This is a genomic window from Phycisphaeraceae bacterium (assembly GCA_019636795.1).
GTDB lineage: Bacteria > Planctomycetota > Phycisphaerae > Phycisphaerales > UBA1924 > JAHBWW01.
Genome location: JAHBWW010000003.1, coordinates 94331 through 115469 on the forward strand (window position 1 = coordinate 94331; position 21139 = coordinate 115469).

The window sequence follows — 21139 nt, forward strand, 5'->3', positions numbered from 1 at the left end:
CGCTTAACCTCCGAGTTCTGGTACTTGCTGACGACTGAATCGCTCTGCCTCGATTTCCTGAATGCGACGGCGCTGCTGCTCTTCGGTCTGTCGCCGCTTGAGATCACTGTACATTTGTTTCATGATTTCGGGGTCGGCGTTGATGATGAGCTGAACCCCCATCGCATCAGGAATCATCATGGTCTGTACAAAGTCCCTGGCAGTGAACTCGTTGTAGGCCGTCACCCAATCGCGATACATCATCAGCGACGGATTGGCCGCAAACTGCTCCTGCTTGGCCAGGAAGATGCGAAGGTCAGCCTCTGCCGTTTCACGCAACTGATTCCCCTGCGAACGGGCCTTGGCCAGGATTTCCGTCACTTGCCCAGACGCCAGACCTGCCGGGTAGGTTTCACCCTCGAACTCAACCGCACGCCCTTCCATGATGTCATTGATCGAGGCCATTACCGCTTCGGCTCGCTCGGCGTCGCGGGTTTCGATCGCTTCCTCATACTTGCGAATCAAGCCGACCAAAGCGTCGGCCGCCGCGCCGGCGATCGACCGCTTTACCGTGTCACCCTCGCGCCCGGCCTGCTCGCGGGCTTGACTGGCATTGCTGACCGCAGCCTGCACACTCTCAAACGCGGGCCGGAGTGTCAGAGGAGCAGTCTTGCGATAGAGCGTTACCTTGTCGATATCGATGCCCGAGTTCATCTGGTCGAGCATGTCCTGCGCGACGAGTTTGATGCGAGCAACAATCGAGCCTTCGTCGCTGTCAGCCTGCTTGAGAAGGTCATCGATCGTGATCTGTGCCATGACCCGCACAATGCCTCGCTTGACGGCCGCAGCGACGATTCGCTGTTCATCCTCGGGCAGGATGCTCTCGGCGTACACGCGGTGCCGTACGCGGCGGTAGTCAACCTTCCATTGCGCATGAGCAATGTTCAGATCGCCCGTGACGAGCGACCCGTCTCGCTCGGGAGAGATCTGTGGCAGGCCCTGTATCTGGTCGATGGGAGTCTCGTAGTTGGTCCCGACATACGGCCAAAACTCGCCGAGCAGACCGAGAGTAGTGTGCGCAGCATTGACCTTGACCATCTCGCCGATGGGGAACGGGAAGCTCAGGTGCAGGCCCGGTTCGAGTTGGTCGGCGGTGGGCTTGCCAAAGATGAGAGGCACGCCGCGCTCGTTCTCTTCGATGCGCTGCATGCCGCTAAAAATGAAGAGAATGGCCAACCCGACCATCGCAACCTGTACGATGCGGTAGGTGATGCGCAGCGCGTCGGCGAGCGACTGGTTCGCCGGGTCCATCATCTGTTCAGTGGTCTCGGTCGCCCCGCGCAGCTGGACCGACGCCGTCCGACGCAGCCCGGTGCTCGTTGGCTCACGCATGATCGGATCCTGCTCGCTCATTCGGCCGCTCCTCGCGATTGCAGGCCCATGTCCAGGTCCATTGCCGGAAAGTCAACCGGCAACTTGCCAGGTGCGAGGTCACGCAGCGCTGACGGGCTGAACAGTCGCATGCCGAAATCACGCACCGACAGCACGAGGGTGACGCGACGGGCAAGAATCTCGCGCATCATGTCAACATTCTGAATGAAGATGGCCAGTTCAGGATGGGTGTTTTGTGCAGCAAGATATTGAGCTGCTTCCTGCTCGCCACGCGCGATGATCTCCTTGGCGCGGCTTTCGGCAAACGCGCGAATGCGCTGCGCATCGGCATCGGCTGAGGCTTTGACCGCGCGGGCAATGGCTTGCCCCTCGCTTGAATACTCGGTTGCAAGGCGAGCGCGATTCTCCTTCATGCGCTCCAGCACGTTCTTGGTCGTCTCTTCAGGCAGCACGATGCGGTCGATTCCAACCATGGTGACTTCGATGCCATATTCCACCAGACTTTCACCGGCCTCGCTTTGACCCGTGATGAGCTCGAAGACGGCAGACTCGAGCTGCGGCAGTCTGGAAGCACCCGCACGCTCGGCAAACAGTTCGTTCATGCGATACTTGCTGGTCTCGCCAAGGGCGCTGCGCAGTCTCGAACGAAGCATGTCCTCAGCCTGGCGAAAGTGATCGCTCGAACGGTTGCCGGCAGAACTGAACCTCCGATAGAACGCAAGTGGGTCTGAAACGCGATAGGTCGCAAACCCTTCCACGATAATCTGGAAATTGTCCGCCGTCTGCTGCGTCTCGCTGCGAGCCTGCAGAAAACGCTGCCGAGTGTCGTACTTGGTAACCGACTGAATCGGGTATGGCCACTTGAACCTGAACCCGGGTTCTGACGCGCGTGTCGCGTCATCATTGGCCGCGCCGAAGGTCGTAAGGACAGCGGCTTCGGTGAACCTCACGCTATAAGAGATGGTGAACGAGATCAGTGCGGCCAGAAAGACCGCAACCACGCCCCACACCAATGGAAACTTCGCTCTGTTCACTGTTCGGACTCCTGGCTTGATCGATGATTCTGGTCGTGTCGAATGTCAGTCTTGGTCATTGCGGCGCTCCTGCGCTCGGATCGAAAATGTTGGTCGTGCCCTGGTCTTCGAGTTGGAAGCGAATCCACGCGAGTTCTTCCGGGACGACATAGACGCGGGCGTCTTTCATGGCTTCACGCAGTGCTGCGAAGTACTGTTTGGCACGGTAGAGTTCAGGCGCTGCGTTGTAGGAGGCAACCTGCCCCTGATGCAAGGCTGCAAGCCCGCGTTCGTGCATGTGCCGCGTCCAACGCTGCGCACTGGCCTGAATGATTCGGGCACCCATCTGCCCGCCGGCCTGCTCGAGTTCATGCTGGATACGCACTCGAATCGCAGCCAGTTCTTCATCAGCTCCGCCTGATCGCGAACTCACGTCGAGTTCGTCGAGCATCGCTGCAATCCGTTCAGCCCGCCCGACAGAACCCGCGGTTCTAGACAAGACTTCGATCTTGTAGCGCTGCGCATCTTCGATCGCGGCTTCGCGTCGCTGCTTCTCCTGAACCACACCTTCGAAGTGGATTGCAACAGCCTGTGGCGGATGAACGCCTTCAGCCCCGACGAAGAGAATCTCAATGCCTGCGCCCTTGCCCCCATTGAGTTGGCTGTACGCCTCATCGAGCCGCTGACGCAGATCGGCAGCAATGCGTGTTCTGCTTGCCCCCAGAACGTCATCAATCGTGAGCGTCGACAAGTACCTCATTACCTCGCGGCGACCGATACCTTTGAGAATCTCGTCGCGGGCTGCAGGCGATGCGAACTGGTCGTACAACTCGACATTCGTAATCGTGTAATGAAGCGGCACCTCGACCGCGACCAGAGATGGATCGATCCCTCCTTCGGAGCGTCCCGCTCGCTGAGTGGATGTCTGCACGATCATGAGCGACTCGTTCAGAGCGTGCGCAGTCGTCCAGAGGATGGGCTTATTGTCGTTTGTTGGCGGATTCGAACCGAGATGGATCACTCGGACGCCTGACGCGGTACGAATGATCTCGCCCTTCGACTCGCTGTGATCATCGCCGTAGTGAACACGCTGGTATTCGGGAATCTCGACCGTACTGATAGGCCATGGCCACTTCATGGTCAGACCAGGCCCGACATCGCGACGCGAGATTTCTCCCCATGTCAAAATCATTGCCCGCTGATGAGGTTGAATGACGACAAACGAGGTCAGCAGCCACGTCGTGCCCACCGCGAGGACCAGGAGAATCAGCACCCATCGGCTCAGAAGGCGATAGAACCAAGTGCCCGCGACATCGACGCCGAACTGGTAGTTGATTGCTTCGCCGATCGACTCGGCAATCTTGTCCGGAGCAGCAAGGAACCCGAGAACGCGCGAATCAAACGCAGCCCGCGGATCTTCGCCTGGGCGACGAGGGCGGTACAGATTCAGCGCGAAACTGAAGATGACCTCCAGCCCAAGCACCAGCATCCCGAGCGGAAAGATCACCGGCAGATAGCGCAGGACGATGTCTTCCTTGGTGGCATACGCAATAAAGTGCGCCAACGCCAGGGCCAGGCCGAAGAGCGCGCTCCCGACCGCAAACGCCGCTCCGCCGCGCAGACTCGACCAGACACGCTGCTTGGCCATGCCTGCGACAAAGCGTGCAAAGACAAAGCCCACAAACGCGGTACCAATGCCGATCGAGATACCCCAGCCGGGCAACTTGGCAAAGACTGCGTCATCCGCTTCCACCAGACTACGCCCCGACGTGAGTCGCAGCCATCCAAACCCCAGCAGAAGTGCAGCGATCAAAAGGCTCACGCCCGGCACGAAGAACTTCTGCATCGCCGCAAGCCTCTGGGCGGCCGGACGCAGTTCTCCCTCCGATGAATCGAACGCGCTCGAAGCCCCACTCTTGCCGATCGCTTCGATCTCGAGGTCTTCGAGGCGTTCGCGACGATGCAGATCGAACATCAGTCCGAGCGTTGCCCACGCCAGCAACCCGATGCCAAGGTGCATCGCCGCGGTCAGTGCCGCGTGATCCTGCCCGTACTGGCTATAGATCAGGAACACCAGCGTCAGGAGCAACTGAATCAGGAAGCCCGTGATCGAAACTGTTGTTCCACGCCGGTAAGTCAGATAGTCGGCTTTCATCTGTACCGATCACCTCGCTCGATGGGGCAACGATCGACCGATCGTTCACGCCCGTGTCCACTGCCATCCCCAGACTCAAACACATGCTGCAACTGCGCGGAGAACCCCGCGCAGTCTATTCTCGCCCGATACCGGACGGCGGGGGTCTATTCTCGCCCTACTAACCCGCGGTTTCCACAATTTGCCCTCAACAACCCAAACATGAATCGACTCCCATGCCTTCCCGCGTTTGAATTCCTTGATCTGCGTCGAACCCAGTATGGCGATATCTGCTATACACTGTCTCACGGGCTGCTTCAAGGCCATAGCTTTGTCGACTGGCGCGATGCTGCAACATTTGTACGGCCTCACATCCCCCGAGTTCGCGCCTGATCCCAGATCTGAGGATACCATCGCCTCAATCGCCAGGCCGGTGATGACCCCGTTGCACTGAATCCCTCATGACTGCCTCGCTGACCATCGCCCGCAACACTTTGACCGAAAGCCTGCGCCAGCCGGTCGTCTTTCTCCTCGTCATCACATCGGGCGTCCTTCAGTTGTTCAGCGTCTGGTGGTCGGCGTATTCAATGGGGTACCGGAACGAGCCGGGCGATGTCACAAGCGATGACAAGCTCCTCTTCGACATCGGGCTGAGCACCATCTTCGTCTGTGGCATGCTCCTGGCTGCCTTCATCGCCACGGCCGTTCTCTCCCGCGAGATCGAGAACAAGACCGTCCTCACAATGGTGTCCAAACCCCTCTCTCGCACCAGCATTGTCATCGGCAAGTTCCTCGGAGTCGCCGCGGCGGTATTGATCGCCGTCGTGATCATGCTCGTGTTTCTCATGCTCGCGCTGCGGCATGGCGTGATGAGCACCGCTGCCGACGAAATCGACATGCCAGTGCTCGTCTTCGGGTTTGGCGCCGTGATGCTGTCGCTGCTCATCGGGGCAGGCGCAAACTTTCTTTATGGCTGGTCATTTCCACAAACCACTGTGGTCTCGATGCTTCCCCTAAGTCTGATCGCGTATTTCGGTGTCCTGGCGATCAGTGAAAAATGGCAGGTTCAGCCCCTCACCACCGATTTCAAGTCTCAGGTCGCCATTTCATGCGCCGCGCTCACAATGGCCATTCTTGTCATGACAGCGATAGCCATTGCTGCGTCCACACGCCTCGGCCAGGTCATGACCATCGTTGTTTGTGCCGGCGCATTCATGCTCGGGCTGCTGAGCAACCACCTCTTCGGCCGACACGCATTCAAGAATGCACCAATTGCTTCAGTCGCCTTTGCCTACCCGATCCTTCCCGACCAAACTGCGCTCACACGCATCGGCGATTCATACACCGTAGTGCTCGTGACACCACCAAACGTCGAACTCAGGCCCGGCATGCAGTTTCTCTACGGCCCCACCCCGAACGGGCTGGGGCTGGCGGGGCCGTATACCGCAGAGTTGCAAGGGACCGATCTCCACAGTAATCCAGTCTTCCCGGCGAACACACCCTCGGGGCTCGTCGTTTCCGCCATCGATGATCTGACTCTCACAATTCGTCACATCGGTTCGCGCCCGAGTTCCGTTCGCAGGCCACCACAGTCCGGCGACTTTGTTTTTCTCGAACCCACACGTGTCAATCCCGTAGCCGCCGTCTGCTGGGCGGTACTGCCCAACATGCACTTCTTCTGGCTTGTCGACGCAGTATCACAGGCCAAGAACATCCCAATTTCTCATCTGTTTTTGATCATCGGGTACGGCCTTACACAGATACTCACATATCTGGCACTCGCTGTGGCACTGTTCCAGACACGCGACGTCGGATGACGCACACAAGCATCTGGGCATCGGTGTTCACGCGGCTCGTGAATCGGGCCTGTGCGGACGGGTTTTGGAACCCTTCGATTGCGAGATCGAACCAGGCGGGCGAACGCTCGGCGTGCTGCGCGCGAGTTTCTGCTCGATCTGCACACTCGGCTTCCTCGATCCGCAACCCATGCGGATCGCAAGCCTCTCGGCTGCCGCAATGACTTGCTTGCTCTCTCCGGCTTGTCCCAACTCGCTCAATCCTGCCAGAAACGCCGACCGACTGAGCAGCAGAGCCGCTGGGCAATCTTCGTGCTGTGTACTTCTTGCCATGGCGCATAGGGCTTTGCGATCTCGCGTGCTCAGCCCCAACCGCCCACCGAGAAGGTGAAGCGTCGTTTCACCGAAGCCTCGTTTGGCTCGCCGTCGAATGGCCAGTGCAATGATCGCACTCGACACCAGCACAATCACAAGTGCGATGATGATCGCAACGCTCTGCGAAGAAACCAGAGGCTCAGCCGCCGGAGCGGCACTCGGATCAAAGAGCGTAATGGCGTTCCTCACCGTCGGGCTCCTGTCATGGTCGATGAGTGATCCGCCAAGGCCTGCACTCGACTCCCGGAACGCATTTCACCGAGTAGTCGTCGGGCGCAACGTGTAGCACGATTGCGTACAACCTCGTCGTCTTCGCGGGATGCCATTGCTGCGACTCGTCGGCACAAACCATCCCACGACGCTCCCACTCGGTCGCGCCCACACCCGGAAAGCGAACGCTCGGCAAGCCAAAGCCCTGCCAAACGATGCAACGGCCGATCGTCGCTCAGCAGCGACGCAAGCCCGTCGATACCCGATGAGTCCCGCGAGTCTGTGTTTCCCGCTGCGGATTGTTCAATCACACATCGAAGCGCGTTGGCACGCACTCGATGATGCTCGTCGGACTTGAGTTCTGCGATCGCGGCTTGCAAAAGCACCTGGGGCTGAAGGTGCGTCACCCGAGCCAATGATTCAACCGCGTTCGCCCGAACTCGGGGATCGAGCTGGGCCAGTCCAGCGATCAGCACTTCGCGCGCTGCGGGTGTATCTATATCGCCGAGCGCCGCGACGATGGTCGCCGCAACCCGAGCATCCGTGCGATTGCTCTCAAACATCGCGATCAGTGTCGGCTCAAACGTCAGCACCAGCTTGAGTGTTCTTGTGAGCAGGATCGCTTCGATCTGTTCATGCCCCTTGCTGCGCTCGATGCGCCGAGCGAGTGCGCCGAGAAACTCCTGTCGATTTCCCTTGAGCCATTGCCTCGCAGCAAGCCGTGACTCGGCAGAGCGGGAAACGAACGGGTTGAGCCTGCGCGCGTCGCCGCGCGCAATCGCCCGCACGCACGGATGTTGCGATCGCACTAGAGCGCTCGTTGTGCGCAAGCGATGCTGGTCGCTCGTACGCAACGGCCAGCGCACCCATTCCCGCACCCCAGCAGGCGATCTCATCAGGGCAGCCGACCGCGCCAGTCGTTCGTCCACATCAAACGCGAAGTTGACTTGCTCGCGAGCCTCCGCCCGGCGCAAGTACGCCCATCGCACCCAGGGATGCGGGTCGCACAAGCCCCCATCAGCGAGAGTCGCTCGCGCTGCTGGCGAAACTTGAACACTCTCGGCAAAGTTTGCAAGGTATCGCCGAGCGACCGGAGACAACTGCTCCCTCTGGGCGAGCGTTGGCAGTGCTTCGCCAGGATTGGGCTCCTCGCCATGTACACCACGACGTGATTTCACCTTCAGGGCCGACAGTGCCTGACAACGCTTCGGGCTGGCCAGCAGGTAGCCGCACTTGAGCACGAGTTCGTGCTCACGCAGCGTTGTCGCTCTCCCGAGGCGGTCGAGCGCAGAAACCCTCAATCCTTCGGTTCCAAGCCAGCGCCAAGCCCGCTCCCGAACAATCGGCGACTGCCCGCGACGCAGAATGGCACGTATACCCGATTGGCCCGGATGCTCAGGGTTCCTGCACATCGATTCCAGGCGAGCCAGCACCACGCCTTGTCCATGACCCGGCCCCTGCGCCAAAACCAGCCCCGCGAGCATCACCTCACGTTGCTGGTGCTCACCGAATTGTTCGCAGGCGTCGACGATCGCCACGATCACCTTCGAGTCATCGGTCGGTGCCAAAGAGCCTTGGCACCCGTACTGCTTGAAATCTGGTGCGAAGTCCGGATCGTCCGCAATGTGCATCATTCGAGTCAGGCGGCCAACAAGTGCTGTCGCTGCTCGCTTCGAGATATCCCTGTCCGGATGTGCCAGAATCAGTCGCGCAAGATCCAACGAGACATCATCGTGATGACTCGACACCCAATCAGCAACCGCTTCCGGGTGCTTCTCGACGGCTGCAAGAAGGGCGTCGCGCACCGCGTCACTTGGCAAGGTACGCACCATCTCTCGAATCCGAGGATCCAGACGGCTCCAACAGCTCACCACTTCGGTGAGCAGCCGAGTGCGCTCCGCCACATCATCAAGTGACCAAGGCCAGGTTGCCCAGGCGTGCCTCAGTGCTAAGAACCACGAAAAGCGCCGAGGAGGTGCCACTAGACAGTCAACCGCAACCGTCGCCAAGTCAGTTTTTTCCGCAGCGTGAGCAATGCGCATCGCATCAGAAAGCAGTCGAAACACCCACGTTTGGGGGATTCTTGCGACCACTTTGCGAATAGAGTCAATAGAAAATTCTCCTTGACTCGATTTTTTAGTTCTTGGTAAAGTATGCACTTACGACTCGCCAGTCACTTGTTTGAACAGATTATCCAAGAAGTTGTGGACACAAGGCTCCCATTGTCGATATATTGTGGCAAGGTGCCCACGCCTCCAAATTCGGGATCTGCTGCCTTCGCTATTGATCACCCGTGTCCGCGATTGAGTTTCGGCTTGCCGTCGCGTTCGGGACCAAAATCGGGGGTAAGGAATCGGCAGCCCGACAGAAGCGCGAAGTATGCCGAGCACGGAGCCGCCGCATGTTGAACCCCACCGTCCGAATGAACTCCCTCCAAACGTACCAACTGCTCCTCTACAACAAGGCTTTACACCCTGAACTGTTCCAACTGCGCGACCGAAGGGTGGTCAGTGGCACCGGATTCGAGCTCGAGGCCTGGATCATGCCGGGAAGGCACCTGCTTCGCTTTGCGCTGAACAGCGCGGCCTGCGTGTGCGAACTCGTGACGGATCGGGAAGAAGAAATTCCCGAAGCAGGTGTCGTCGCGGGATTTTTCTGTGCCGGTGAGCGGGATTTTGATAGGGATTTTGCCCTCCAGGGCATCAACTACATGACAACGGTGCAGACCGAGCAGTTGAATGACAACATCTTCCATTCGACCCTGGATGAGATGAGGGAGTTTGCGGCTTCGGCCGAGGCACTGACGCACGCTTGGTCGGACGAAACTGGGCCATGCCTCTCGGTGCTGGACTTGCAGCGATACGCACGGGAGATTCACGCGCAGAGTTATCACTTGATTTCAAACGGGCGCATCGTGCTGAGAACACAGACGATCTTCGAACGGCATGGGCGTTAGTTGTCGGCTCGGGTGGTCTGCCAGTGCTATGCTTGTGCATGATTCAAGCGACGGTTACAGTGCGCACAGGTTCGATGATTCGAATTAGCCAGCCCCGCTAGACGATCATGCCGATCGGCTGTGCGGGGCGTGTGCCCGTTGCGTGTTTCTGACCCCCACTTCAAGTAGAGATTACTGCCCGACGGCGTGGGCCTGCGGGCGGTCATTGACAGGATGACGACACCATGAGTGAAAAAAGCGCACCGAGCGCGCAAAGCAGCGCCCGCGACTACAAGAAATCGCTGAATCTGCCAACGACAACATTCGCGATGAAGGCGAATCTCGTGCAGAACGAACCGGCGAGCCAGAAGCGATGGGAGCAGGAAGGGCTGTACGGGCGGCTGCGCGCACAAGGCACGGGCAAGTCGCGCGGAACTTTCAACTTTCACGACGGTCCCCCCTACGCAAATGGTTCGATCCATCTCGGGCACCTGATGAACAAGTGCCTGAAGGATTTTGTCGTGCGTACTCGGACGATGATGGGCTATGACTGCCCCTATGTGCCGGGGTGGGATTGTCACGGCCTGCCGATCGAGCACAAGGTGATGACCGAACTTGTCGAGAGTGGCAAGGCAGCCAAACTCGATACGCTGGCGGACGATGTGCGACGAATGGCGATCCGACGTGAGTGCCAGAAGTATGCGGAGAAGTTTCAGAAGTTGCAGGCGTCGCAGATGAAGCGACTCCTCACACTGGCTGACTACGACAAGCCCTACCTGACAATGTCGCCAGACTATGAAGGGGCGACGCTGGAGGTGCTGGCCGAACTTCTCAAGCAAGGCCTCGTCTATCGCGCCCTCAAACCCGTCCATTGGTCCATCGCCAACGAAACCGCCCTCGCCGAAGCCGAACTCGAATATCAGGACCGCGAAGACCTGTCGGTCTATGTTGATTTTGAAGCCCTCGACGCAGGCAAGGTCTACGACGCCTTCAACCTCAGCGCCGACGATCGCCCCACCCAGACACCGAGTTTCATGATCTGGACAACGACGCCCTGGACGCTTCCGGCCAATGTTGCGGTTGCGGTGCAGGAGAAGGCGGAGTATGCCCTGGTTCGTGTTGATGGCAACATTACCGTGCTCGCCGCGGATCTGGTCGAGCGCGTGACGAAAAACGCCGGGGCTGAAGCCGTCGAAGTGCTGGCCGTCACCCGCGGCGAAAAACTCCTCGGCCTGCGATACAAGCATCCATTCGTCACGCGAGTACCCGAATGTGGACTCGGACACATCTGTAGCGTCGAAGTCGTCTGGTCGCTCGTCAGCGCCGACTATGTGACGCTCGAAGACGGCACGGGGCTCGTGCATACAGCACCAGGTCACGGTGCCGAGGATTATCAGACGGGGCTCAAGCATGGGCTGCCGATCTATTGCCCGGTGCTGGGCAATGGTCGCTATGACGACACAGCCCCGGAGCACTTGCGCGGCGTGAGCATCTGGGATGCCAACGAATCAATCGCCAAACAGTTGCGCGATAGCGGCCACCTCTTCCACAGCGAGCGCTTTTCGCACTCGTATCCGCACGACTGGCGCAGCAAAACCCCCGTCATCTTCCGCTGCACCGAGCAATGGTTCGTCAGCGTCGAGAAGCCGTCGCGCCATTGCGATTTGTCGCTCCGTCAGCTTGCTTTACGATGTGTCGACATCAACGAGATCGAGGATCGCGGATTGCAATATCCCGAGGCTCGCGCGACGCTCGATTCCCGCAAAGAGCGCCGAGCGGCCGAGCAGGCCGAAACTCGACAATTACAGGAAGAACTCGCTTCCGGCGAGGATGAGAGTCGCCCTCTCGACCCATCGCAAAAACGGGACTTGTTTCGTGGCATCAAAGATGTGCGATGCGTGACATTCATCCCCGCCTGGGGCCGCAACCGCATGCGCGGCATGCTGGAGAGTCGCCCCGACTGGTGCATCAGTCGTCAGCGTGCGTGGGGGTTGCCGATCCCGGCGTTCGAGTTCGAGAATGGCGAGGTGCTGATGACCGAGGCCTCGACTCGAGCGGTGGCGCGCGTGTTTCGGGCGAAGGGTTCGGACTCATGGTTCCAGTTGTCGCCGGCAGAGTTACTCGCCGACTATGACTCCAAGGCCGATGTCGACGCGCCCGAGTCGGTGCGATCCGGCGAGGTGCGCCTCGAGAGCGCGCGCAAAGGCGGCGACATCCTCGACGTCTGGTTCGAATCCGGGTCATCGTGGAATGCGGTGATGCGCGAGCGCTTCGGCGATGCTGCATTCCCGACCGATCTGTATCTCGAAGGCTCCGACCAGCATCGCGGCTGGTTTCAATTGTCGCTGCTCACGAGCCTGGGCGCGCAGGGTGTCGCGCCGTTCAAGACGCTGCTGACACACGGGTTCATGGTCGACAAGGACGGCCGCAAACTGAGCAAGAGCGCCGGACACACCATCGAGAGCCTGTTCGAGCATTATGGCGCCGACGTGATGCGATGGTGGGTGTGCAGCCTGAGTTATGAAAACGATGTCAAAGTCGATGACGAGTTCTTCAAACTGGCGGGCGAGAGTTATCGCAAGGTGCGCAATACGCTGCGCTTCATGCTGAGCAATCTCAACGACATTGACGCCTCTTCCGTCGCGCCGACCCTGGCCTCGATCGAGCCGACCTCGCTCGATGCGTGGGTGCTGGCCGAATTTGACGCGCTGGCCGGGCGCGTGATCGGGGCGTACGAGCGGTATGACTTCCGCGCGGCGCATGCGGCGCTGTATGACTTCTGCAATGACACCCTCAGCGCGGTGTACTTGGCTGCGGTCAAAGATCGGCTGTACTGCGATCGCATCGATGCCCCGCGGCGGAGGCGGACGCAGGCGACGCTGCACGCTCTGACCGACGGCCTCTGCCGCCTGCTCGCGCCGGTGATGTGTCACACGGCTGATGAAGCGTACGGCGCTCTGTACAAGGGCGCTGGCGATGCGTGTGTACATACGCGCGAGTTCCTGGCGTCTGTTGGCGTGAAGGCCCATGTTGCGTGGGCCGATGTGCTGCGGCTGCGCGATGAGGTGATGCTCGCTCTCGAAGCCGCGAAGAAGACCGGTCTGGACAACCCGCTTGATGCGTGGGTCGAAGTTGGTGCAGGCTCGTCGGGTGAGGCGAGCGCATGGGACACTCTTGCACACTTCGACCCTGCCGATCTGGCCGACCTCTGCGGCGTCAGCCGCGTCATGGTGCAACCGGGCGGCAAGAGTCTGCGCATCATCAACGCGCGCGAGCGCTTTGAAGCGGGCGATGCCTCGGCGGCACGCTGCGAACGCTCATGGAAGCGCGACGGCACTGTGCGTGAGCGATCTGACGGCGGGATGCTCTCTGATCGTGATGCGCAGGCGGTAGGTCAGGCATAAAAGACAACGCCCGAATACACGGTGCGAGCATTACTCATATGTACCCTCGCTCGCCTCACGAACTCGCCGATATACCAGTTCCACATCATCACCCAGCCTCTTGGTAGACACCAAATTGAACCGCCTCCCCTCGGCAAGTGATGATGCCACGCGGCCAGAAGCAACCGACTTCGCCAGGTCATCGCCCAACAGCATTGGAGCAACATACACCACCGCTTCATCCACAAGATCCAGTTCAAAGAGGGACCCCAGAAGCCCCGGTCCCGACTCGACCAGTACGCGGCTCACGTCGCATCGCGTTGCCAGCGTCTCGAAAAGCAGCGGAAGATGCAGGCCTCGGACATCTTCGGGCACGCCCAGCAGCCACACGCCAGCCGCCTCGAGCGCTTCGCGTCTTGCCGCGACGATATCGGCCACGATCAGTTCCTTGGCGCACGCGACGATAGTCGGGTGCTGCCTGGCGGATTGCACGAGCAGGCTCTGAGGGTTGATCGTCAGATCGCGATCAATCACGACGCGCTGCGCGACCCGTCGTATATGCACACCACGCGCCGTCAGGAGCGGATCATCAGCTTCGACTGTACCCATTCCTGTCAGTATCGCGTCAACCCTGGCCCGCAATTGGTGCACGCGACGCCGCGACCGCTCGTTGCTGATCCACTGGCTCTGGCCCGTGCGCGTCGCGATGCGACCGTCGATTGTCTGAGCCCACTTGGCGATGATCCACGGCAAATTTTTCTGAGTGCGCTTCACGAAAGCATCACTTGCAGCAATGGCCGCCATGCTTGCGTCACTCTGCCGCACGCGCACGCCAGCATCACGCAGGATCGCGGCGCCGCCGCCCGAAATTTCTCCAGGGTCGGGCCGCGCATACACCACCTCGGCGATTCCAGCTTCGATCACCGCTTCTGTGCACGGTGGCTGTTTGCCGGTATGGCAGCAAGGCTCAAGCGTGATGTACATCGTGCTCCCGCGTGGATCGTGCCCACGGGCGCGACAGTTGGCAAGAGCCTCACGTTCGGCGTGCAGACCGCCGAAGCGACGATGATGCCCGAGCCCGATGAGGCGCCCATCCGGCGCGACGATTACCGCACCGACCATTGGGTTCGGCTCGACAAGCCCCTCTCCCCGCCGCGCCAGCCGCGCCGCCAGATTGAGCATTGTTTTGTCCGGGTCATGGTGCATACCACAGGAGCCTACGCCTTGCGCACGAGCACCGCCCGGGTGGGCTCATCAAGCCCTGCTTCCGCGAGCCACCGCCGCGCATCCTGCACATACCCTGCCGTCGGCCTCAGCCCCGGCACGCGGGAGCTCCAGTATCGGTTGAACCGGGCCATTGCCAGTTCACGCACCAGTTTGGCCGTCATCGACGCCAGCGCCACCGGCATGTGTGCGTTCTCTGCCTCGGGCTGAAAACTCACGATTGTCCGGTCGTCGAGCGCGTAACGGCTCACACGATCGGCTTCCTCAAGCACGCTCGCGGTGCCTCGCCCAGCAAGATCCGACACCGTCCGTACATACTTCTGGCGTCCGCCTTGCCGATCACACACGATGCGCACGTGCGACTCGCCCGCGTGCTGCAGAACGCGCTCGATCAACCGCCGCAGTGCAAACTCTGTCGTCGCCGCCTTAGTCCCGTGCCTCTCGATGAGTGTGTTGTACGGCTGCTCGGGCAGTGTCAGGCACCACAGCCCGACCAGTCGCACGCCGGCATCACGCCCTGCTCGCAAAAGCATGTTGGCGTCGATGCGCAGCGCATCGGCCAACCCGGCACGAGGAAGCGTTCTCTCTTGATCCGCATACCACGCCTCGTCACCAAGGCGCACACCCAGTGCGTTGAAGAGGTCCGCATCGCTCGTTGGCATTTCGAGCCACGCGCCCAGATGCGACAACACGCCACGCTCCAGATGCACAAGCGGATCGACAGAGCCCGAGTTGGACAGCTTCAGCTTCTTGGAGTCCGCAATCGGGATCCTCGTGCCCGCTCCTCTCGCCTGGCGAGTGACCGCCCGCGAGAGCAGTGTCCATAAATCCGGTGCGGTGTCGCCGGGCTGCCAACCTTCTACTTCATAGGCTGCCAGCGCAACACACAAAGGCCCGAGCATCGGACCATACCCCGCCTCGTCGATGCCGCAGTACAACACACCCACGCTCCCATCGTAAGCCCCATCATTCGGCCGTTCTTGCGCTTCGAAGTCCCCCCATCGGGGCAAGCCCCCGCACACTCCGACCAATCCGTACGGTCGTTGCCGCCGATTCAACCCTGCAAGTTCATCATCCGCCTTGATTTGCCGATCCGGTCTGAGTCCGCAACTTTGCGAGCACCAGCCACGGAGTCACACCATGAAGAAAAACATCACCAAGTTCCACCCGTCAGCACCGCATTTCCGAAGCACTTCGACCATTATCATCACCACGCTGGTCAGTGCTTTGGCCGCCACGATGAGCGGGTGCCAATCCCGCAGTCAGAGCACGACTTCATCCAGTGCCGAACTAACCGCTGCTGCCGCCCAGGCGTCAGTCCAGATTTCCGAAGACCTGATCGCTGGTCGTTACACCGATCAGGATTACCTTCGCGATGGTCGGGCGGCGCAGGCTCCCGTCGCGTGGGTGGTCTCGGCTGTTGGTGAAACTGACAGTCAGCGTCTCCAGCGTGCCACCGCAGAGGCCGCACGCATCCAAGCCGCTGCCAATCGCGCGGCTGCCATCGCAGCCGCCAACAGTCAACTGGCGCAAGCCGAGTCCATGCTCGAGGTCGCCCGGGCCGATGCCGACTTCCAGCGTGTGACCCAGACAACCCGCGCCCGGCAGGTTCTCGACAGCGTGCACGCCGAGCGAGCCTCGCTCGATGCTCATCGTGTTCGCCATCATGCCGATCGCCATGCTTCGCTCGAGTCGTGGTTCGCTGAAGCAGATCGGCTGCGCACGGCTGGCGATGCCGCGTGGGAAATTGCCCAGGCCGAGCACGCTGCGATGCTCGCCCAGATCACCCTTGCATACGCCCAGGGCATGGCACAAGCCGAGCAACTCGAGTTCGCAGCCAGTGCAGCAACAGAGCGAGGCGAGAGCCAGTCGCTGGCTCTGCGTGCTCGCGCCGAATCGCTCCGACAGCAGGCCATTGCTACATCCGCAGAAATGGATGCCAAGGTCGCCGAGCGCGAAGCCTTTGCTCGAACCGCATATGAAACCCAGCAGCACCTCGCTGCCACCGCCTGCGCCCGCGCCGAAGCCACAGCACAAACACTTCGCGCCCAGGCCGAAACACTCAGTGAGTCGGCCATTGAGCAGACCTTTCGATCAGCCACATCATTCGCGGAAACACAACGCGAAAAGACACGGATCGAAGCGCAGCGCATGCGCGACACCGCGACCGAACAACTCCGAGGTCTGAGCGCACAACTGACACGCGATCGGCTCGACATTCAATCATCGCTCAAGGATTCGGCCATCGTCCATCAGCACACGCTCGACGAGATCGCATCTGAAGAGCGGCTTGTTCGCCTCCAAGCCTCCATCCGCCTTGCCCGAATGGCCGAAATGGAGTCGGATCTGGCGTCAGACACTGCAATCTCAAGCACCGCCCGTGATGAACGTGCCAATGAGATCATCAGGCTCCGTCTCGAAGCCGAAACGACCCGCGATCGCGCACTGGCGCAGTGCGAGATCCGCCGCATTGACTCACAGAACTGGCTCAAGAGCACACACGCGCAGGCGGCCGAGGCGGAAACACGACTGGCGCTGATCGAGCAGGAATCGGCGGTGCGTATCAAGACCCTCTATGACAACGCCGAGTCGCTGCTGGCGCGTGCTGCGGTTACCTATGACCAAGCCATGGTCTCTGCTCACTCGATTCGCGAGGAATCGCGTGCCCGTGCGGTCGAACTCAGCATTCAGGCCGATGCGATTCTGGCTTCAGCAGCGATCGAGCAACAGCAGCACAGTGACAGCGCGATTCTTCAGCGCGATCAGGCTCAGCGCGAAGCGGCTTCGCTGCGTACGCAGCAGCAGGCCACGCTGGGCAAGGCTCAAGCCGAGGCAGACGACCTTCTGGCTCAGGCCAAGACCATCAGTTCGGAAGGGAATTTTCACGCGACTGCGCTGCGCGCCCGTGCGGCGGCGGTGACTGCGGCGCTCAATGCCGATCTCGCGGCACAGCGGCAGGGTGCGGCTTCGTATCTGGCGACGGCTCGGGCCAACTTCAATGAAGCGGCCCTGGTCGCCAACAGCCTGACCGAACTTGCGCAGGCTCGTGCGACGGAACTTGACGCGGCGTTTACGGCGCGCATGGCGCGAACCGAAGCACAGATCCGCCAGTCGATCGCCGATGCCGATCGTGCGCGTGCGGTTGCCTTGGCCGAAGTCGAGCGTGCCTGGGCCGAAGCGAATGCGGCGATGATCGAACTTGCTGCGGAGAACGAACTCCGCCGCGCTCACGCCACGGCCAAGGAGCAGATCATGCTTGCGTTCGTTGAACAGCAGCATGCGCACGCCGACGCCCGTGAATCGGCGACGGCGGCGACGTTTCAGGCCCGCCTGGCGTCGCTTCAAGCCCAGCGTGACCGTGCGTACGCCGAGATTTTCCTGAGCGAGCAGCAGCAGAAACTCGCGCACGTCAGTGCTGGTGGCGAGTTTGATCTCGCCGACGCGGCGCTGGCACGGATTCATGCGGCGGTGCGGGCGATGGCTGATGTGGCCCCGACGGAGGAAGCATCAGGATCGGTCGCGACTGTGCCGATCGACTGAACTAGCGATCATGCCGCTGGCGTAAACAATGCCTCAACGCCTGAAGCATCGCCATGAGCTTTGGGCGTTGATGCGTTTTGTGCGGTGGTTTATCCCGCCCGACGATCGTCGCGGTCTTCGATGCCCAGCGCCTTCATCTTCTTGTAGAGCGTCGTGCGGTTGATTTCGAGGTCTTCGGCTGTCTTCTGGCGGTTCCAGTCGTTGGCTTCGAGTGCTTTGAGGATGATGCGCCGCTCGGGGTCCTTGAGCGCTTCGAGCAGTGGCATCGGCACCCATGCGGTGTCGGAGTCATCGGCGCTGGCGCGAGAGCGTCCGGTCAGTGCCCGCAGCATGCCTTGGTCTGTTCCCTCTGCAACATGAGGCGGAAGATCGGAGACTTCGATTCTGGCTGCTCGCGTGAGCACAGCGGCCCGCTCGACAATGTTCTGGAGTTCACGCACATTTCCGGGGTAGGAGTAGCGTCGCAGGGCGAGCATGGCTTCATCGCTGAAACCGACGAGGGTCTTGCCGAGTTGTTCGGCATGGACCTGGAGAAAGTGCTCGGCGAGCATCGGAATGTCGCTGACGCGCTCGCGCAGCGGGGGGAGTTCGATCTTGACGACATTGATGCGGTAGTAGAGGTCCTGGCGGAAGTGGCCTTGCGCAACGAGTTCTTCGAGGGGCTGGTTGCTGGCGAGGATGACGCGGGCGTCGACTTCGATGGTCTGTGTTGTGCCGACGGGTTCGAAGCGCCGTTCCTGGAGGACGCGAAGGAGTTTGAGCTGCATGCCGGGGCTTGCGCTGTTGATCTCGTCGAGGAAGATGGTTCCGCCATCGGCAGCGAGGAAGCGTCCGACCTTGTCGGCGTGTGCGCCGGTGAAGGCGCCTTTGACGTGGCCGAAGAGTTCAGATTCGAGGAGTGTTTCGGGGATTGAGCCGCAACTGATCTCGACGAATGGTTTGGAGCGGCGCGGGCTCTGCTGGTGGATCGCGCCGGCGATGAGGCTCTTGCCGGTGCCGCTTTCTCCGGTCATGAGGACGGTGGTTTTGCTGGGGGCGACGGATTCGACCAGTTCGTAGATGCGCTGCATCCGGTGGTCCATGCCGATGATGCTGCCCAGCGCGTAGCGGCCGTCGAGGCGGCGTTTGAGTGTGCGGTTTTCTTCGACGAGTTTCTGCTGTCGCGTTGCGCGTTCGAGGGCGAGTTTGAGTTCTTCGTCGATGACGGGCTTGGTGAGGAAGTCGACAGCGCCGAGGCGGAGCGATTCGACCGCGGCCTCGACGGTGCCGTAGCCGGTGAGCATGACGACGACGACGGCGGGGTGCTTTCGGCCGATTTCGCGGAGGAGTTCCATCCCGCCCATGCCGGGCAGCGAGACATCGCTGATGACGATTCGGATCGGATCGGTTCCGCGTGCCGTATCGCGACCGTGTTCTTCGGCGACGGCGAGCGTCGCGAGGGCTTCGGTGGCGTTGTATGCACTGAGCGCGGCGTAGCCCTCGCTGGACAGGTATTCGCACAGCGAGTCGGCGACGATGGGGTCATCATCGACGACGAGCACGCGCATGCTCACGTCTGGCCTCCGATCGTGTGCTCGCCACGCGCCAATTCCGGGTAACTGACGCGCAGCACCGCGCCGGGGCGTGCCTGGCCGGCGCGCTCGGGCCTGCGTGTGAGCGCGATGGTGCCGCCCAGTTCGTGTGCGATGCTTGCGCACACCGCAAGCCCGATGCCGCGGACGCCGGGCTTGGTGGAGTAGTTGGGCTGAAACACACGATCGGCCTCTGCGGGCAGGCCGATCCCGTCGTCGGCTATTTCAATGGTGACCTGCCGTCGCCCGCTGCTGGCCGCCTCGCCGACCTGGCTGCTGATCTCGATCAGTCCACCCGAGCTTCCCATCGCCAGCGCTGCTTCGATCGCATCGAGCGCATTGACAAGCCCGTTGAGCACGACGCTGTACATCGGTCCGCTGGGCATCTGTCCGGCCGCGTCGTCGAGCGACAACTCGACCATGACGCCCAGTTCCTCCGCCCGCGGCATCATGACGGCAACCGCATGTTCGATGGTCTCGCCCAGACGCGGCCCCAGCGGACCACCGAGCATGGGTGAGCCGAGCGAGAGGTGCTTGCTGCGGAGTGCGGCGTTGACCAGGTCGGCCATGCGCACGAGTGCTGCACGCACGGTGTCGAGTTGGCGCCGGGCGGCTTCGACGGGATCGGTCTCGGCGCGGGCCAGGTTGCGATCGGCAATGGCGAGCCAGCGCATGGAACCGTCGAGGAGGTTGCTCAGTTCGTGGGCCAGGCGTGTGACGTCATCGGCCGCGCGCGGGCTTCGCTTCGAGGTGGGGTTGGGGCCGAGCGAATCGTGTGGCGTTCGCTCACCGTGTTCGTTGTCGCCTGTGGGCATCATTGTGGGGTGTCATCGACCGAATGTCCCTGCGGCTCCACTGCGGCCGTTGCCGCGACGCAACAAAGCCAGGAATCGGCAGATTGTGCGCGATTCGTTCCGTAGGAACGAGTGAGCTACGCCCTCTTGCGCAGAGGAGTCGAAGATCGATCCTGAATGACACAGATTTGCGTCCGCATAACGCCAAACCACGATGGTGAGCCAATAAACGCAACGGACCTTCGCTTAGCTTCGTGTGTAAAATTACGCACCCAGCAGCATCAGTTGCAGATCCACACGGTGGTTCACACGCCTCAGCACGCTACTTGCAAGTCACTGTCACCCTCAGGCAGCAGCATACGCTCAGCAAGGAGGCGTACGCGATGAGTCAGTTGTACATGGTGGTGGAAAGGTTCAAGGATGCCGCAGCCGTCTATGCGCGGTTTGGCGAGCAGGGTCGCCTGCTGCCGCCTGGGGTCGAGTACATCCAGAGCTGGGTGGACGAACAGAGAACGGTGTGTTTTCAGGTGATGCGTGCCGACAGGCTCGAACTGCTTGAAGCATGGATGCGAGCGTGGGATGACCTTGTCGTGTTCGAGGTGTGGCCCGTGACGGGTTCGGCCGAGGCTGCGCAGAAAATGTGAGACCCGGGGCAGCGCTCGATGATCGATGCGCATGCACCTTGGGCACTGCACGGAGAAGTGGAAATTGGTCAAACCTGGCCCGCACCCCCCCGGATCGGAGGCGGCGCGGGCATGCCCCCCCGAACTATGACGACATCATGTCCGCTTCA

14 protein-coding genes are annotated in these 21139 nt (G+C 61.0%); 5 read left to right on the top strand and 9 right to left on the bottom strand.

The window, feature by feature from the left end:
- Positions 1 to 3 precede the first annotated feature (3 nt).
- The 3 genes from KF757_06580 to KF757_06590 are packed head-to-tail and all read right to left on the bottom strand — an operon-like array spanning position 4 to position 4539.
- Positions 4 to 1392 carry a hypothetical protein gene (locus tag KF757_06580; protein MBX3322639.1) on the bottom strand — a complete coding sequence of 463 codons (1389 nt, stop codon included), beginning with the start codon at positions 1390 to 1392 and terminating at the stop codon, positions 4 to 6.
- Positions 1389 to 2405, bottom strand: coding sequence for a hypothetical protein (locus KF757_06585; GenBank protein MBX3322640.1), 1017 nt, complete (start codon positions 2403 to 2405; stop codon positions 1389 to 1391). Before KF757_06585 ends, KF757_06580 begins: the two co-directional genes overlap by 4 nt.
- 55 nt (positions 2406 to 2460) lie before the next feature.
- A complete protein-coding gene (locus tag KF757_06590) occupies positions 2461 to 4539 on the bottom strand; it encodes a hypothetical protein (GenBank protein MBX3322641.1) in 2079 nt (692 codons plus the stop codon).
- 440 nt (positions 4540 to 4979) lie between these two features.
- Between KF757_06590 and KF757_06595 the strand changes: the two genes are divergently transcribed.
- Positions 4980 to 6335, top strand: a complete 1356-nt coding sequence (locus tag KF757_06595) for an ABC transporter permease subunit (protein ID MBX3322642.1) — start codon at positions 4980 to 4982, stop codon at positions 6333 to 6335.
- A gap of 27 nt (positions 6336 to 6362) precedes the next feature.
- Here the strand turns inward: KF757_06595 and KF757_06600 are convergent, their stop codons facing one another.
- Together KF757_06600 and KF757_06605 are read right to left on the bottom strand one after the other, a co-directional pair.
- Complete coding sequence (locus KF757_06600; protein MBX3322643.1) at positions 6363 to 6878, bottom strand: hypothetical protein; 516 nt, start codon at positions 6876 to 6878, stop codon at positions 6363 to 6365.
- Positions 6875 to 8731, bottom strand: a complete 1857-nt coding sequence (locus tag KF757_06605; GenBank protein MBX3322644.1) for a HEAT repeat domain-containing protein — start codon at positions 8729 to 8731, stop codon at positions 6875 to 6877. Before KF757_06605 ends, KF757_06600 begins: the two co-directional genes overlap by 4 nt.
- A 569-nt stretch (positions 8732 to 9300) precedes the next feature.
- Here KF757_06605 and KF757_06610 point away from each other — a divergent pair.
- Both KF757_06610 and KF757_06615 read left to right on the top strand, forming a co-directional pair.
- On the top strand, positions 9301 to 9855 hold the full coding sequence (locus tag KF757_06610) for a hypothetical protein (GenBank protein ID MBX3322645.1): 555 nt from the start codon (positions 9301 to 9303) through the stop codon (positions 9853 to 9855).
- A 224-nt stretch (positions 9856 to 10079) separates the two neighbouring features.
- Complete coding sequence (locus tag KF757_06615; GenBank protein MBX3322646.1) at positions 10080 to 13238, top strand: isoleucine--tRNA ligase; 3159 nt, start codon at positions 10080 to 10082, stop codon at positions 13236 to 13238.
- A 30-nt stretch (positions 13239 to 13268) separates the two neighbouring features.
- On the opposite strand, the gene ribD is transcribed toward KF757_06615, so the two are convergent.
- Both ribD and KF757_06625 read right to left on the bottom strand, forming a co-directional pair.
- A complete protein-coding gene (gene ribD, locus KF757_06620) occupies positions 13269 to 14423 on the bottom strand; it encodes a bifunctional diaminohydroxyphosphoribosylaminopyrimidine deaminase/5-amino-6-(5-phosphoribosylamino)uracil reductase RibD (protein ID MBX3322647.1) in 1155 nt (384 codons plus the stop codon).
- A gap of 11 nt (positions 14424 to 14434) precedes the next feature.
- A complete protein-coding gene (locus tag KF757_06625; protein MBX3322648.1) occupies positions 14435 to 15388 on the bottom strand; it encodes a hypothetical protein in 954 nt (317 codons plus the stop codon).
- Positions 15389 to 15581: 193 nt separating this feature from the next.
- Between KF757_06625 and KF757_06630 the strand changes: the two genes are divergently transcribed.
- A complete protein-coding gene (locus KF757_06630; GenBank protein ID MBX3322649.1) occupies positions 15582 to 17981 on the top strand; it encodes a hypothetical protein in 2400 nt (799 codons plus the stop codon).
- Between the two features lie 89 nt (positions 17982 to 18070).
- Here KF757_06630 and KF757_06635 read toward each other — a convergent pair whose 3' ends face one another.
- A complete protein-coding gene (locus KF757_06635; protein MBX3322650.1) occupies positions 18071 to 19534 on the bottom strand; it encodes a sigma-54-dependent Fis family transcriptional regulator in 1464 nt (487 codons plus the stop codon).
- Positions 19531 to 20370: a HAMP domain-containing histidine kinase gene (locus KF757_06640; protein ID MBX3322651.1), complete on the bottom strand. Its 840-nt coding sequence runs from the start codon at positions 20368 to 20370 to the stop codon at positions 19531 to 19533. Before KF757_06640 ends, KF757_06635 begins: the two co-directional genes overlap by 4 nt.
- A 359-nt stretch (positions 20371 to 20729) precedes the next feature.
- On the opposite strand from KF757_06640, the gene KF757_06645 reads away from it, so the two are divergent.
- The gene (locus tag KF757_06645) at positions 20730 to 20990 is read left to right on the top strand and encodes a DUF3303 family protein (protein ID MBX3322652.1); all 261 of its coding nucleotides are present in this window, start codon (positions 20730 to 20732) and stop codon (positions 20988 to 20990) included.
- Positions 20991 to 21139 lie beyond the last annotated feature (149 nt).

Coding starts and splice junctions, on each gene's coding strand:
- KF757_06590 (MBX3322641.1), bottom strand. CDS start 4,539: ATGAAAGCCGACTATCTGACTTACCGGCGTGGAACAACAGTTTCGATC.
- KF757_06605 (MBX3322644.1), bottom strand. CDS start 8,731: ATGGTGCGTACCTTGCCAAGTGACGCGGTGCGCGACGCCCTTCTTGCA.
- KF757_06640 (MBX3322651.1), bottom strand. CDS start 20,370: ATGATGCCCACAGGCGACAACGAACACGGTGAGCGAACGCCACACGAT.
- ribD (MBX3322647.1), bottom strand. CDS start 14,423: ATGCACCATGACCCGGACAAAACAATGCTCAATCTGGCGGCGCGGCTG.
- KF757_06580 (MBX3322639.1), bottom strand. CDS start 1,392: ATGAGCGAGCAGGATCCGATCATGCGTGAGCCAACGAGCACCGGGCTG.
- KF757_06630 (MBX3322649.1), top strand. CDS start 15,582: ATGAAGAAAAACATCACCAAGTTCCACCCGTCAGCACCGCATTTCCGA.
- KF757_06595 (MBX3322642.1), top strand. CDS start 4,980: ATGACTGCCTCGCTGACCATCGCCCGCAACACTTTGACCGAAAGCCTG.
- KF757_06610 (MBX3322645.1), top strand. CDS start 9,301: ATGTTGAACCCCACCGTCCGAATGAACTCCCTCCAAACGTACCAACTG.
- KF757_06645 (MBX3322652.1), top strand. CDS start 20,730: ATGAGTCAGTTGTACATGGTGGTGGAAAGGTTCAAGGATGCCGCAGCC.
- KF757_06615 (MBX3322646.1), top strand. CDS start 10,080: ATGAGTGAAAAAAGCGCACCGAGCGCGCAAAGCAGCGCCCGCGACTAC.